The sequence below is a fragment of the Clavibacter vidaverae genome (assembly GCF_047529985.1).
GTDB lineage: Bacteria > Actinomycetota > Actinomycetes > Actinomycetales > Microbacteriaceae > Clavibacter > Clavibacter nebraskensis_A.
The window spans coordinates 302,981-317,186 of record NZ_JBLJAM010000001.1; the positions used below are offsets into that span (position 1 = coordinate 302,981).

A 14,206-nucleotide genomic window follows, 5' to 3' on the forward strand; every position below is an offset into this window, starting at 1 on the left:
GACCGGGGCAGCTCCGGAGGTGGATGCGCAGCTAGCGCGCTCGGATGGACCGGGGCAGCTCCGCAGGTGGATGCGCAGCTAGCGCGCCTCCGCCCGCCGCCCGCGGAGCGGCGCTACGGCGCCGTGACGAACCCGTGGTCGACCATGAACTCGTACGCGACGTCGGCGGGCTCCTCGCCCTGGTCGTCGACCCGCAGGTTCATCTCGCGGAGGGCGTCGTCGGTGATGGCGGGCGAGATCCGGTCGAAGACGTCCTGCAGACCCGGGTACTCGGCCAGGGTCGCCGAGTCGAGGACGGGAGCGACGTTGTACGCCGGGAAGAAGCCCAGGTCGTCCTGCAGGATCGTGAGGTCGAGCTTGTCGATGCGGCCGTCGGTCGTGTAGACCTCGCCGAACTCGCACGTGCCCCGGTCGGTCGCCGAGTACACCGCGCCCGTGTCGAAGATCGACACGTTGCCGTCGGGCACGCCGTCCGCGGAGCCGCGCGGGATCCCGTAGGTCTCCAGCAGCGGCGACAGTCCGTCGGAGCGCGAGTTGAACTCCGCCTCCACGCAGAACGTGCGCTGGTCGACCGGCAGGTCCTTGATCTGGGACAGCTTCGTGATGCCGAGGCGCTCCGCCTCCTCGCTGCGGATCGCGAGCGCGTACGTGTTGTTGAGCGGGGCCGGGGCCAGCCACGTGAGCCCGTTGGGCGCGTCCGCGTCGCGCACGGCCTCGTACTGGGCGCGCTGGTCGGGGATGCCCTTCGCCTCGCCGAGGTAGCTCAGCCAGGCGGTGCCCGTGTACTCCCACGTCATGTCCGCGCCGTGGCTCGTCATGAGCTCGCGAGCGGGCACGCTGCCGGGCACGTTCGTCTGGTCGGTGACCTGGAACCCGGCCGCCTTCGCCGCGATGACGGCGATCTTGCCGAGGATCAGCTGCTCGGTGAAGTTCTTCGACGTGACCGTGAGGTGCGCGCCGGCCGGCAGGTCGAGGGGCTGGATGGATCCGGGCGCGGCATCCGGCACGTACGCGGTCGCGGGCTGCAGGCCGCAGCCGGTGAGGGTCGCGAGCGCCGCGGTCACGAGCGCGGGCACGCCGAGCGCGCGGCACAGGCGGGCGGAGCGGGGGAGGGTCGGCACGATCAGAGTCCCTTCGGGCGGGCGACGTGCTCGACGACGCGGCCGAGCCAGTCGATGGCGAGCGCGAGGAGCGCGATGAGCAGGGCGCCGGAGACGAGCACCGGGTAGAGGTACAGGCTCACGCCCGTGGTGATGAGGATCCCGAGGCCGCCGCCGTTCACGAACGCGGCGAGGGCCGCCGTGCCCACGAGGAGCACGAGCGCGGTGCGGATCCCCGCGAGCATCACCGGCACGGCGAGCGGCAGCTCGATGCGGAAGAGGACCGCGGTGCGGCTCATCCCCATGCCGCGCCCCGCCTCGACCAGCCGCTCGTCGACGCCGCGGATCCCGAGGATGGTGTTCCCCAGCACCGGGAGCGCGGCGTAGACGACGAGGGCGATGAGGCTCGCGGTGAACCCGTTCGGCACGAACATCGCCAGCAGCACGACCAGGCCGATCGCCGGCGCCGCCGTGCCGAAGTTGGCCGCCGCGAGGACGGGCGGCGAGAAGCGCCGCAGCCGGCTGCGGGTCATGAGGATCCCGAGGGGGATCGCGATGACGAGGACGATCCCGGCGGCCGAGAACGTGAGCGCCAGGTGCTCGAGCGTCGACTTGCCGAGGGCTCCGGGCTCGAGCGTGGTGCGCTCGACGGGGCTGAGCGGCGCGACGCGCAGCCAGACGAGGTACCCGGCGAGCACCGCGGCGATCGCGACGGGCTGGGCGACGAGGCCGCGCCAGCCTCGCGCGCCGCCGACGGTGCTGGTGCGGGCATCCGTGGCGGCGGTCATCCGTCCTGCCCGTCGCGCACGTCGGACGCCTCGGCGGCGGGGGAGCGGCTCTCCTGCGCGGCCCGCGCGGCGTCGGCGCCGACCGTGCCGATCGTGCCCGTGTTGATGCCGACGGGCGCGTCGTCGAGGCCGCCGGCTGCGGCGGCCCGTGCGCTCGTGATGGCGTCCATCACGGTCTCGACGTCGATCACGCCGAGGAACGCGCCCGCGCGGCCGGTGACGAGGGCGGCGCCGGCGCTGGAGACGAGCATCGTGTCGAGCGCGTCGTTGAGGGTCGCGCGGCTGCCGATGACGGGCAGGCGCGGATCCGCGTCGGCGCCGATCGCGTCCATGCGGCCGAGGGTCCGGCGCGACGGCCAGCGGATGGGGCGGTCGCGTCCGTCGAGGACGACCGCGTGCTGGTGCCCGACCTCGTCCATGCGGGCGAGCACGTCGCGCGCCGCGTCGCCGGGGCGCGCGATGACGGCCTCCGCGAGCGGCACCTCGTCCACGCGGCGGAGGGTCAGCTGCTTGAGACCCGCGCCCGAGCCGATGAACTCCTCGACGAAGGCGTCGGCCGGCTCCGCGAGGATCCGCTCGGGGGTGTCGTACTGGACGATGCGCGCGCCCTCGGCGAAGACCACGATCCAGTCGCCGAGCTTCACGGCCTCGTCGAAGTCGTGCGTCACGATGACGATCGTCTTCTGCAGCTCGGCCTGGATGCGGATCAGCTCGTCCTGCAGGCGCTGCCGGGTGATGGGGTCCACCGCGCCGAACGGCTCGTCCATGAGGAGCACGGGCGGGTCGGCCGCGAGCGCCCGGGCGACGCCGACGCGCTGCTGCTGGCCGCCGGAGAGCTCCTTCGGGTAGCGGTCGCGGTACTGCTCCGGGTCGAGCGAGACGAGCTCGAGCAGCTCGTCGACGCGGGCGCGGATGCGGGCGGCGTCCCAGCCGAGCATCTTCGGCACCACGGCGATGTTCGCCGCCACCGTCATGTGCGGGAAGAGCCCGCCCGCCTGGATGACGTAGCCGATGCGGCGCCGCAGCTCGTCGCCGTCGATGCCCGTCACGTCCTCGTCGCCGAGGACGACGCGGCCCTCGGTGGGCTCGATGAGCCGGTTGATCATCTTCAGCGTCGTGGTCTTGCCGCAGCCGGACGGGCCGACGAGCATGACGATCTTGCCGGCGGGGATCTCCAGGGTGATCCCGTCGACCGCGGCCTTCGCCTGGCCGGGGTACCTCTTGGTGACGCCGTCGAGCAGGATCGAGCGGCCGCTGATCTCGGGGGTGGTGGGGGTGGTGGTCTCAGACACGGATGCCTCTCGGGGTGGTGAGCCGGCCGATGCCGACGAGGACGAGGTCGAGCAGGAGGGCGAGCAGGACGACGCCGACGACGCCGGTGACGACGGACTCCGTCGCGTTGGCGCCGCCGAGCCGGGAGAGCCCGGAGAAGATGAAGCCGCCGAGCCCGGGGCCGAGGACGTAGGCGGCGACCGCGGCGATGCCCATGACCATCTGGGCCGAGACGCGGATGCCGCCGAGGATCACGGGCCAGGCGAGGGGCAGCTCCACCCGCAGCAGCGTGCGGACGCGGCCCATGCCGATCCCGCGCGCCGACTCCACGATGGTCGGGTCGATCCCCGTGAGCCCCACCACCGCGTTCCGGAGGATGGGCAGCACGGCGAAGAACGTGACGACCGCGACGGCCGGCGCGACGCCGAAGCCGAGCGGGGCGATGAGCAGCCCCACGAGCGCGAACGCCGGGAGCGTGAGGCCGATCGCGGAGACGCTGTTGGCCAGCGAGCTGAGCGGTCGGCTGCGGTAGACGAGCGCCGCGATCACCACGGCGATCACGGTCGCGAGCAGGAGGCACTGCACCACGAGGCTGAGGTGCTGCCACGCGGAGAACGCGATCTGGTCGGCGCGGGAGGACAGGAAGTCCCACATGTCGGTCTCCTCAGGATGTGTCGGTCACCGGGAGGGGCATCGGCGGTGGCCTACTGTACGCAGGCCGTCCGGGAGCGCGAAGTTCGCCGTCGGGCGCCCGATGGTGCTATCGCGCGCGACGCGCGGGCGGGTGCGCGCGATGACGTGCTGTACCCGGAGGCGCGGGCGAGCGCTCGGGCGTCGTCCAGGCGCGGTCGCCTACGCTCGTGATCCTGGGAGCCGCCCGACCGGTTCCCGCGAGGAGCGACCGATGCCCGTCCCGTCGCGCGATGCCGACGCGTACGCCGTGCTGGGCGTGGACGGGTCCGCGTCGCAGGACGAGATCCGCCGGGCCTACCGCCGTCGCGTCCGCTCCGCGCACCCCGACATGGGCGGGAGCGCCGCCGAGTTCCAGGCCGTCCGCGACGCGTTCGAGGCCGTCGGCGATCCCGAGGCCCGCGCCCGCTACGAGCGCGCGCTCCGCGAGGCGCCCGCGGCGGAGGAGCCCGTCGGCCGTGCGCACCCGGCCCACCCGACCTCCACCGCGGGTCCGGCCTGGGATCCCGCCTCCCGCCGCGGACGCCCCGGCGCGCCCCGGCAGCGTCCCGCCGCGCGCACCCGCAGCTTCGGCCACCCCGGCGGCTTCGCCCGGCTCCGCTACCTCGCCCTCGTGCGCGAGTGGCTGGCGGATCCCGCCGAGCCCTCGGTGCCCGCCGAGCCCGTCCCGCCGCGTGGGGGAGCGGCCCTCTCCGACCGGCCGGAGCCCTACGTCCGCCGCGCCCGCGCGATCGCGCCGCCCGTCGTGGCGGTGCTGCTCGCCCTGGTGCTGCTCGTGTCCGGGTTCGGCGCGATGGCGGCCGTCGTCGGCCTCGTCGTGGGGGTCGGTGCGGGGCTCGCCGCCGCCGGTGCCGTCGGGCGCGCGTGGTTCCGCGCCGAGGAGCCCCGTCGGCGGGCCGCGGCGCAGCTCCAGGAGGACGTCCTCGCTCACGAGCGCGCCGTGCGCGCCTATCCGGACCTCATGGCCGCGTACAGCGCGCACCTCGCCCGCCTGGAGGGCCTCCGCCGTCGCTTCGAGGCGGACGCCTACGCGCCCGACCTCGTGGCCGAGGTGCCCGCCGCGGCGGCCGACGCCCTGCGCGCCGCCGTCGCGCAGGAGGAGACCGCGCGCGAGCTCATGGAGCTCGGCCCCTCGTACGCCTTCTGGAACGGCGTGGCCGTGCCGCGCTCGGGCGACGCGATCGACCACCTCGTGCTGGGTCCGCAGGGGCTCGTCGCCGTCGAGTCCGTGCCCGCGGGATCCGCCGCCGCGACCGACCCGGCCGCCCGCGACGCCGCGCTCCGCAGCCTCGACGCCCGCGCGCGGGCGCTCGCGGAGGAGATGGAGGTGCCCGTCGTCGGCCTCGTGCTCTCGCTGCCGTCCGGGGTCCTCGGCGCCGCGCCCGTGGTGCTGCACGCGGCCGACGACCCGCAGGCGATCCCGGCGTACGCGGTGGCGCGCACGCTCCTCGCCGACCACGTGGCCGCGGGCCTCCCCGGCCTCAGCGCCATGGATCCGGAGCGCCTCCTCGCCGTGCGCACGCGGCTCGTGCTCGACGCGCGCTTCGTCTGAGCCCCTGGCCCGTCCGGCCCCCGTCGCGCGATGGGGTCAGCGGGGGAGCGGCACGTCCAGCTCGCCCGCGCGCACCATCCACTCGACGGCCTCGCGGGCCGCCTCCTCGCTCGTGTACCGGGGCGCGTAGCCAAGCACGTCGCGCGCCTTGTCGATGCTGGCGACGTGGCTGCGGCTGAGGTGCTCCCAGCTGGCGTCGGCGTGCTCGGCGCCGGTGCGCGCGCGGAACGCGTCCCAGTCGACGTGCTCGAGCTCGGGCTCGCGGCCGAACCAGGCGGCGGCGGCGCGGGCGAACCCGCGGACCGAGAGCGCGCGGTCGGAGACGGCGTGGAAGCTCTCGCCCACGCTCGTCTCGCGGTTGGCGATCGCGAGCTGCACGACCTGCGCGACGTCGTCGGCGTGCACGTGGTGCATGGTCTCACTGCCGGATCCGGGGACGGGCAGCGGGTCGCCGGCGGCGAGCGCGGCCCAGACGCCGGGATCGAGGTTGCCGAGCGGCGTGATGACGGGCCAGCCGCCGCCGCTGATGTGGCCGGGGTGCACGACGGTGGACGGCAGGCCGCCGGAGCGCGACTCCGCGATCAGGTACCGCTCGATCTCCGCCTTCCGGACGCCGTACTCGCCGAACGGCTCCTTGGGGTCGTCCTCCCGCAGCGGGAGCGACGTGCTGAGGCCGTGGGTCCAGATGCTGCCGATGTGGACGAGGTGCCGCACCCGGCCGCGCAGCCCCTCGACGAGGTGGCGCGCCGACTCCGGCGTGAAGCAGACCAGGTCGACGACGACCTCGGGGGCGAGCGCCGCGATCCGGTCGGCGAAGGTGCCGGCCGCGTCCTCGGCGTCGCGGTCGACCTGCACGCGCTCCACGCGGTCCCACAGGGGCGACGCGCGGTAGGGCTCGCGGGTGCCGCGGCTGACGGCGACGACGTCGTGGCCGGAGTCGACGAGGCGGGGGACGAGGAAGGTCCCGATGTGGCCGGTGGCTCCGATGACGACGACGCGCATCCCGTCACCCTATCGGCGCGCCGGGCGCGTGCCCGCCGGGGGATCAGATCCAGCCGCGCCTGCGGAACGCCGCGTAGAGGATGACGCCCATCACGACCATGAGGCCGAGCGCCAGCGGGTACCCGTAGGCCCACTTGAGCTCCGGCATGTTCACGAAGTTCATGCCGTAGATGGTGCCCACGAGCGTCGGCGCGAACAGGATCGCGGCCCACGAGGAGATGCGCTTGACCTGGTCGTTCTGGGCGAGGCTCGTCTCGGTCAGCTTCTTCATCTCGTCGTTCTGCCGCTGGCCGACGAGCGTCGTGTGGACGGTGAGCGCGTTCTGCAGCAGCGTGCGGAACGCGTCGGCGCGCTCGGCGACGCGGATCACGTGGTCGTGCACGTCGCGGAACCCGCGGCGGAGCTCGAGGTCCACCTCGCGCTCCTCGGCCCGGCGCCGGAGGTCGTCGAGCATGGCGCCGAGCGGCGCCGTGGCGCGCTGGAAGGCGGTGACCTCGCGCATGAGCGCGTAGATGCGGCGGGAGACGTCGGGGTCGGCGCCGAAGATCTGGTCCTCGATCTCGTCCACGTCGTCCTCGAGGCCCGCGGCCACGGGGCCGTACTCGTCGACGACCTGGTCGAGGATCGCGTACAGGACGGCGGTCGGGCCGAGGGTGAGGAGCTCGTGGTCCTCCTCCAGCCGGTGGCGGACGGCCGCGAGGTCGGGGGACTCCGCGTGCCGGATGGTGACCACGAAGTCGGGCCCGACGAAGACGTGCAGCTCGCCGAACTCGACGCGCTCCTCGGCGTCGACGTAGCGGGCGGGGCGCAGGACCACGAACCACGTGTCGCCGTAGCGCTCCATCTTCGAGCGCTGGTGCCCGGTGAGCGCGTCCTCGACCGCGAGCGGGTGCAGGCCGAACTCCGCGGCGACGCGGTGGACCTCGTCCGGGTCCGGCCGGTACAGGCCGATCCAGGCGAGCCCGTTGCGCGCCCGCATGACCTCGAACGTCTCGTCGAGGCTCTCGGGATCCGCGGTGCGGACACCGTCCACGTACACGGCACTGTCGACGACGGTCATGGGTCTCTTCTCTCGGGTCGGGACCCGCGCGGGGCCGAGAGCGACTGTAGCCGGGCGCCGGTCGAGGAGGCCGGGAGCGGACCGCCCGACGACGAGGAAGAGCCGGGAACGAGGAAGAGCCGGGAACGAGGAAGAGCCGGTCGGATCCCGAAGGATCCGACCGGCTCTCGTGTGTGTCCGAAGGGGGACTTGAACCCCCACGCCCTAATACGGGCACTAGCACCTCAAGCTAGCGCGTCTACCAATTCCGCCATCCGGACAGGATGTGCGGCCCGCCGTCTCCGGCTGCCGAGAGACGACATTAGCACGGCTTCCGAGGCCCTCTCGACCACCGCCGGTCCGGACGCCGTCACCGGGCCTCGATAGCGTGGACCCATGACCGACACGCTGCCCGACGACCTCGACGCCACCGCCCGGATCGCCCGCGACCTCATCCGGTTCGACACCACCAACCACGGCGAGGGCCGGTCGGAGGGGGAGACGGAGGCCGCGGAGTACGTCGAGCAGCACCTCAAGGACCTGAGCCTGAAGCCCGAGCTCATCGACGCGGCTCCCGGCCGCACCAGCGTCCTCGCGCGCATCCCGGGCCGCAACCGCGACAAGCCCGCGCTCGTCGTGCACGGCCACCTCGACGTCGTGCCCGCGGATCCCGCGAACTGGTCCGTCGACCCGTTCGCCGGCGTCATCAAGGACGGCATGCTCTGGGGCCGCGGCGCGGTCGACATGAAGAACATGGACGCGATGATGATCACCGCGCTGCAGGAGATCATCACGTCCGGCCGGGCGCCCGAGCGCGACCTCATCATGGGCTTCTTCTCCGACGAGGAGGCGGGCGGCGTGCTCGGCTCCGCCTACGTCGTCGAGAACCGCCCCGACTGGTTCGAGGGCGCGACCGAGGCCATCAGCGAGGTCGGCGGCTACTCGATCGACCTCGCCGGCAAGCGCGCCTACCTGCTGCAGACGGGGGAGAAGGCGCTCGTCTGGATCCGCCTGGTCGCCACCGGGACCGCCGGCCACGGCTCGCAGGTCAACCGCGACAACGCCGTCACGCGCCTCGCGGGTGCGGTGGCGCGGATCGGGATGGAGGAGTGGCCCGTCCACCTCACCGACACGACGCGCCAGCTGCTCGACGAGATCGCCCGCATCGTCGGCCAGGACCCGACGCAGGTGACCCCCGACGACCTCGCGATCGCCACGGGCACGGCCTCGAAGTTCATCGCCGCGACGCTGCGCACCACGACCAACCCGACGCTCCTGCACGCCGGGTACAAGCACAACGTGATCCCCGACACGGCCGAGGCGCTCGTCGACATCCGCGTGCTGCCCGGCGAGGAGGACGCGGTGCTCGCGCGGGTCCGGGAGCTCGCGGGCGAGGGTGTCGAGGTGCGCATCGTGCACCAGGACGTCGGCCTCGAGAACCCGTTCGCCGGCCCGCTCGTGGACGCCATGGTCGCCACGCTCGGCGCGCACGACCCCGAGGCCGAGGTGCTGCCGTACATGCTCTCCGGCGGCACGGACAACAAGGCGCTCAGCCTCCTCGGGATCACCGGCTACGGCTTCGCGCCGCTCAAGCTGCCGGCCTCGATGGACTTCCCGGCGATGTTCCACGGCGTCGACGAGCGCGTCCCGCTCGACGCACTAGTCTTCGGGAGGCAGGTCCTCCGCGACCTCCTCCTGAACTACTAGATCCGAGCCCCAGGTGGGCCACCCGACACGTGGAGCATCCGTTTGAGCTATCTCGAGGCGATCATCCTGGGCCTCGTCCAGGGCCTGACCGAGTTCCTGCCCATCTCCTCGAGCGCGCACCTCCGCATCGCCGGGCTCTTCATGGGCGGCGACCCGGGCGCCACCTTCACCGCCATCACGCAGCTCGGCACCGAGCTCGCGGTCGTGGTCTTCTTCCGCAGGCGCATCGGCAAGGTCCTCTCGGCGTGGTTCCGCTCGCTCCGCGGCGGCATGCCCAAGGGCGACCCCGACGTGCGCATGGGCTGGCTCGTCATCATCGGCACGATCCCCATCGGCATCGCGGGCTACCTGTTCCAGGACACCATCCGCTCCACGTTCCGCTCGCTGTGGATCGTCGCGATCGTGCTCATCGTCTTCGGCATCCTGCTCGGCCTCGCCGACCGGTACAGCCGCAGCGACCGCCTCGAGAAGGACATGACGTACGGGCACGGCGTGAGCATCGGCATCGCCCAGGCGCTCGCCCTCGTCCCGGGCGTCTCGCGCTCGGGCGCCACGACCACCGCGGCACGCGCGTTCGGGTACGCCCGGCCGGTCGCCGCCGAGTACTCGTTCCTCCTCGCCGTCCCCGCCGTGTTCGGCAGCGGCCTCTACGAGCTCGTGAAGAGCTTCGACGAGACCGGCCAGGCGGGCGCCGGCCAGACCGCGGTCGCCACGCTCATCGCGTTCGTCGTGGGCCTCGCCGTGATCGCGGGCCTCATGCGCTACATCTCCACCCGCACGTTCATGCCGTTCGTCGTCTACCGCGTCGCCCTCGGCGTCGTGCTGCTCGTGCTGCTCGGCACCGGCGCGATCGCGGCCTGATCCCGTGCGCGCCTGGTCCCGTCCCGCCGTCCCCGCCGTCGCGGGGCAGTCGCCCGTCCCCACCCTGTTCGACACGAGCACCGGATCCGTCCGCCCCGCCGAGTGCACGGGCGACGACCGCGTGGGCCTGTACGTGTGCGGCATCACGCCGTACGACGCCACGCACATCGGCCACGCGTCCACCTACCTCGCCTTCGACACGCTGCAGCGCGTCTGGCTCGACCGCGGCTACGACGTGGCGTACGTGCAGAACGTGACCGACGTCGACGACCCGCTGCTCGAGCGCGCCACCGCCACGGGCGTCGACTGGCGCGACCTTGCCGCCGAGCAGGTGGAGCTGTTCCGCACCGACATGGAGGCCCTGCGGATCCTGCCGCCCGACTCCTACGTGGGCGTCACCGAGGTCGTCGACGAGGTCGCGGCCGCGGTCGCGGAGCTCGTCCGCCGCGGCACGGCGTACCCGGTCGACACCCCGGACGCCGTCGTGCCCGGCGCGCAGGACCTCTACTTCGACGTCGCCCGCGCGGGCGAGACCGGCCCGTGGTCCCTCGGCGACGAGAGCGGCTACGACCGCGACACCATGGCCGCGCTGTCCGCCGAGCGCGGCGGCGACCCCGAGCGCCCCGGCAAGCGCGACCCGCTCGACCCGCTGCTCTGGCGCGTCGAGCGCGCGGGCGAGCCCGCGTGGGACAGCGTCGTCGGCCGCGGCCGGCCCGGCTGGCACATCGAGTGCGCCGTCATCGCGCTGCGGAAGCTCGACCGGCCGGTCACCGTGCAGGGCGGCGGATCCGACCTGATCTTCCCGCACCACGAGATGTCCGCCGGTCACGCGGCGGCGCTCACGGGCGAGGACTTCGCGTGCGTCTACGCGCACACCGGCATGGTCGCGTACCAGGGCGAGAAGATGAGCAAGTCGCTCGGCAACCTCGTGCTCGTGTCGCGCCTGCGGGCCGCGGGCGTGGATCCGCGCGCCATCCGCCTCGCGCTCCTCGCGCAGCACCACCGCGCGGACTGGGAGTGGACGGACGCGCTCCTCGAGGAGTCCGTCGCCCGCCTCACGGCGTGGGACGCCTGGGCGTCGGAAGCCGCCTCAGCCGACGACGCGGGGGAGCCCGGCGAGCTCGTGGAGCTCGTCCGCGAGCGCCTCGCCGACGACCTCGACACCCCCGGCGCGATCCTGCTCCTCGACCTCCGCGTCGCCACGGGAGTGCCCGCGACGTCCGTCGAGGTGGCCGCGGTCGACGCGCTCCTCGGCGTCGCGCTCGGGAGCCCGGCGGCCTGATCCGGTCGGCCGGCCTGATCCGGGAGCCCGGCCGGTCCTACTGGTCCTTCGGGTCCTACTGGTCCTTCGGGTCCTTGGGGCGCCACGGCTCCTCGGGCCGGTCGTCCCCGCGCCCGCGCGGTCCGTCGCCCCGGCGGAGGTACCTCTCGAACTCCTGCGCGATGGCCTCGCCGCTCGCCTCGGGGGAGTCGACCGTGTCGCGGGCCTGCTCGAGCTGCTGGATGTAGGACGCCATGTCCTCGTCCTCGCCCGCGAGCTGGTCGATGCCGGCCTCCCACGTCGCGGCCTCCTGGATGAGCTCGCCGCGCGGGATCACCACGTCGACCATCTCCTCCAGCTTGTCGATGAGCGCGAGCGTGGCCTTGGGCGACGGCGCGCTGTGCACGTAGTGCGGCACGGACGCCCAGAGCGAGACGGTGGGCATGCCCATCTCCTCGGCGCGCTGGGCGATGATGCTGAGGATCCCGACCGGGCCCTCGTAGGTGCTCCGCTCGATGCCGAGCTCGGTGCGCACGCCGGCGTTCTCGCTCGTGGAGTAGACGGAGATGGGGCGCGTGTGCGGCACGTCGGCCAGCAGCGCGCCGAGGAGGACGACGCCCTCCACGCCCGCGGCCCGCGCGGCGTCGAGCACCTCGGCGGTGAACGCCGTCCAGTGCCGCGACGGCTCGACGCCCAGCAGGAGGTGGATGCTGCCGCCGTTGTCGCCGCTCACGCCGAGCTGCGCGTCCGCGGCGAGGTCGAGCCCGGGACGTCGCGGCTGCTTCGGGCCGTAGAGCGTGGCGCCCGGCCACTCGAGCTCGCGGGTGCCGTCCTCCGCGAAGCCGATGGTGGGGCGGTTGAACTGGAAGTCGAAGTAGTCCTCGGGATCCACCGACGACACCGCCTCGAGGTCGAGCAGCTCCTTGAGCGCCCGGACCGCTCCGCTGGCGGCCTCGCCCGCGTCGTTCCAGCCCTCGAAGGCGACGACCAGCAGCCGTCCGCTCACGAACCTCTCGGCATCCGCCACGTGACTCCCGTTCCGTCCTTGCAGGTCTCGACGCCGCTCGGCCGGCGGTCGTCGGACAAGCTTAGGACGCGCCGCCCACCGATAGACTCGCTCCCCGTGATCAGCAACAGACCCGCGGCCGTCCTCTGGGACATGGACGGCACCATCGTGGACACGGAGCCCTACTGGATGGTGGCGGAGCAGGCGCTGGTCGGCTCGTTCGGCGGCTCGTGGACCCATGAGGACGGGCTCCGGCTCGTCGGCAACGGCCTCCCGGACTCGGCGCGCATCCTCCAGGAGGCGGGCGTCGACCTGCCCGCCGCGGAGATCATCGACCGGCTCAGCGACCGCGTCATGGAGCAGATCCTCGTCGAGGTGCCGTGGCGCCCGGGCGCGCGCGAGCTCCTCCGCGGGATCCGCGATGCCGGCATCCCCACCGCGCTCGTCACCATGAGCATCGGCCGCATGGCCCGCCAGGTCGCGGACGCCGTGCCGTTCGACGCGTTCGACCACGTCGTCGCCGGCGACGACGTCGCCCGCAGCAAGCCGCATCCCGAGGCCTACCTCGCGGCCGCCGACCTGCTCGGCGTCGACATCCGCGACTGCGTCGCCATCGAGGACTCGGTGCCCGGCGTCGCATCCGCCGTCACCTCCGGGGCCACCGTCATCGCGGTCCCGCACCACGTGCCGCTCCCGGCCGACGACGCCTACGTCCTCTGGGACACGCTCGCCGGTCGCACGCTCGCCGACGTCGAGGCCGCCCACGCGGTCCGCCGCGCCGACGCCCCCGCCGACCGCGACGAGGTGCGCGCATGACCGTCGACACCGCGGCCGCGCGCTTCAGCGGGCCCTTCCGCGCGGGCGACCGCGTGCAGCTCACGGGCCCCAAGGGCCGCCTCAACACGATCCTGCTCGAGCCCGGCAAGGTGTTCCACACCCACCGCGGCATGATCGACCACGACGACCTCATCGGCCTGCCCGACGGCAGCGTCGTGAAGAACAGCGCGGGCATCGAGTGCCTGGCGCTCCGGCCGCTCCTCTCGGACGTCGTCATGTCCATGCCCCGCGGCGCCGCGATCATCTACCCGAAGGACGCCGCGCAGATCCTCGGCCTCGCCGACGTGTTCCCCGGCGCCACCGTCGTGGAGGCGGGGGTCGGATCCGGCGCCCTCTCCATGTGGCTGCTGCGGGCCCTCGGGCCGACCGGCACGCTGCTCTCCTTCGAGCGCCGCGAGGAGTTCGCGGACGTCGCCCGCGGCAACGTCTCGAGCTACTTCGGGCACAGCCCGGAGAACTGGTCCATCACGCTCGGCGACCTGGCGGAGGCGCTGCCGACCGTCACCGAGCCGCACTCCGTCGACCGCGTCGTGCTCGACATGCTCGCCCCGTGGGAGTGCGTCGACGCGGTCGCCGAGGCGCTCACGCCCGGCGGCGTCCTGCTCTGCTACGTCGCCACGGTCACGCAGCTGTCGCGCGTCGCCGAGGCGCTCCGCGACTCGGGGCTCTTCACGAACCCCGACGCGAGCGAGACCATGATCCGCGGCTGGCACGTGGAGGGCCTCGCCGTCCGTCCCGAGCATCGCATGATCGGGCACACCGGATTCCTCATCACGGCCCGCCGCCTCGCCCCCGGATCCGTCCTGCCGCAGCTCAAGCGCCGCGCCTCGAAGTCCGACTTCAGCGACGAGGACATGGAGGCCTGGACCCCCGGGTCGCTCGGCGAGCGCCGGGTCAGCGACAAGGTCCTCCGCAAGCGCGTGCGCATCGCGGAGCGCGGCGCGGAGCTCGCCGGCGCACGCGACGCGGCGGAGGCGGACGACCAGGTCGTCCCCGAGGATGCGCCCGATGCGCCGGAGCGACCCGACCCCACCGCCTAGGATGACAGGGCCGATCACGCGGGTGCGTGGAGGCCGCCCCCACCATCGAAA

The 14,206-nt window shown here is 73.5% G+C and carries 13 protein-coding genes and 1 tRNA gene; 6 read left to right on the top strand and 8 right to left on the bottom strand.

Annotated features, from left to right (window positions below):
- Window positions 1–113: 113 nt before the first annotated feature.
- Genes ACMT9T_RS01430 through ACMT9T_RS01445 form a run of 4 tightly spaced genes read right to left on the bottom strand, consistent with a single transcriptional unit; the run spans window position 114 to window position 3,814 of the window.
- Window positions 114–1,121 (bottom strand): glycine betaine ABC transporter substrate-binding protein, encoded by a 1,008-nt coding sequence (locus tag ACMT9T_RS01430; RefSeq protein WP_414743910.1) that lies wholly within the window; start codon window positions 1,119–1,121, stop codon window positions 114–116.
- A gap of 2 nt (window positions 1,122–1,123) precedes the next feature.
- A complete protein-coding gene (locus ACMT9T_RS01435; RefSeq protein ID WP_414743911.1) occupies window positions 1,124–1,888 on the bottom strand; it encodes an ABC transporter permease in 765 nt (254 codons plus the stop codon).
- Window positions 1,885–3,180, bottom strand: coding sequence for an ABC transporter ATP-binding protein (locus tag ACMT9T_RS01440; protein ID WP_414743912.1), 1,296 nt, complete (start codon window positions 3,178–3,180; stop codon window positions 1,885–1,887). The genes ACMT9T_RS01435 and ACMT9T_RS01440 overlap by 4 nt, the downstream gene beginning before the upstream one ends.
- A complete protein-coding gene (locus tag ACMT9T_RS01445) occupies window positions 3,173–3,814 on the bottom strand; it encodes an ABC transporter permease (RefSeq protein WP_414743913.1) in 642 nt (213 codons plus the stop codon). The genes ACMT9T_RS01440 and ACMT9T_RS01445 overlap by 8 nt, the downstream gene beginning before the upstream one ends.
- Before the next feature lie 250 nt (window positions 3,815–4,064).
- Here ACMT9T_RS01445 and ACMT9T_RS01450 point away from each other — a divergent pair, with 250 nt between their 5' ends.
- Window positions 4,065–5,402 carry a DnaJ domain-containing protein gene (locus tag ACMT9T_RS01450; RefSeq protein ID WP_414743914.1) on the top strand — a complete coding sequence of 446 codons (1,338 nt, stop codon included), beginning with the start codon at window positions 4,065–4,067 and terminating at the stop codon, window positions 5,400–5,402.
- 36 nt (window positions 5,403–5,438) lie between these two features.
- Here ACMT9T_RS01450 and ACMT9T_RS01455 read toward each other — a convergent pair whose 3' ends face one another.
- The 3 genes from ACMT9T_RS01455 to ACMT9T_RS01465 form a co-directional block, all read right to left on the bottom strand.
- A complete protein-coding gene (locus tag ACMT9T_RS01455) occupies window positions 5,439–6,404 on the bottom strand; it encodes an NAD-dependent epimerase/dehydratase family protein (protein WP_414743915.1) in 966 nt (321 codons plus the stop codon).
- Window positions 6,405–6,447: 43 nt separating this feature from the next.
- Window positions 6,448–7,464: a magnesium/cobalt transporter CorA gene (gene corA, locus ACMT9T_RS01460; protein WP_414743916.1), complete on the bottom strand. Its 1,017-nt coding sequence runs from the start codon at window positions 7,462–7,464 to the stop codon at window positions 6,448–6,450.
- A gap of 174 nt (window positions 7,465–7,638) precedes the next feature.
- Window positions 7,639–7,724, bottom strand: a tRNA-Leu gene (locus tag ACMT9T_RS01465).
- A gap of 115 nt (window positions 7,725–7,839) precedes the next feature.
- On the opposite strand from ACMT9T_RS01465, the gene ACMT9T_RS01470 reads away from it, so the two are divergent.
- From ACMT9T_RS01470 to mshC, 3 genes are read left to right on the top strand one after another with little or no spacing between them, the layout of a single operon-like run.
- A complete protein-coding gene (locus ACMT9T_RS01470) occupies window positions 7,840–9,150 on the top strand; it encodes a M20/M25/M40 family metallo-hydrolase (protein WP_414743917.1) in 1,311 nt (436 codons plus the stop codon).
- Window positions 9,151–9,192: 42 nt separating this feature from the next.
- On the top strand, window positions 9,193–10,011 hold the full coding sequence (locus ACMT9T_RS01475) for an undecaprenyl-diphosphate phosphatase (RefSeq protein ID WP_414743918.1): 819 nt from the start codon (window positions 9,193–9,195) through the stop codon (window positions 10,009–10,011).
- A 4-nt stretch (window positions 10,012–10,015) separates the two neighbouring features.
- The gene (gene mshC / locus ACMT9T_RS01480; protein WP_414743919.1) at window positions 10,016–11,293 is read left to right on the top strand and encodes a cysteine--1-D-myo-inosityl 2-amino-2-deoxy-alpha-D-glucopyranoside ligase; all 1,278 of its coding nucleotides are present in this window, start codon (window positions 10,016–10,018) and stop codon (window positions 11,291–11,293) included.
- A gap of 55 nt (window positions 11,294–11,348) precedes the next feature.
- Here mshC and ACMT9T_RS01485 read toward each other — a convergent pair whose 3' ends face one another.
- Window positions 11,349–12,299, bottom strand: a complete 951-nt coding sequence (locus ACMT9T_RS01485) for a PAC2 family protein (protein ID WP_414743920.1) — start codon at window positions 12,297–12,299, stop codon at window positions 11,349–11,351.
- A gap of 96 nt (window positions 12,300–12,395) precedes the next feature.
- Between ACMT9T_RS01485 and ACMT9T_RS01490 the strand changes: the two genes are divergently transcribed.
- Window positions 12,396–13,094, top strand: a complete 699-nt coding sequence (locus ACMT9T_RS01490) for an HAD family hydrolase (protein ID WP_414743921.1) — start codon at window positions 12,396–12,398, stop codon at window positions 13,092–13,094.
- Window positions 13,091–14,155 carry a tRNA (adenine-N1)-methyltransferase gene (locus ACMT9T_RS01495; protein WP_414743922.1) on the top strand — a complete coding sequence of 355 codons (1,065 nt, stop codon included), beginning with the start codon at window positions 13,091–13,093 and terminating at the stop codon, window positions 14,153–14,155. The genes ACMT9T_RS01490 and ACMT9T_RS01495 overlap by 4 nt, the downstream gene beginning before the upstream one ends.
- Window positions 14,156–14,206 lie beyond the last annotated feature (51 nt).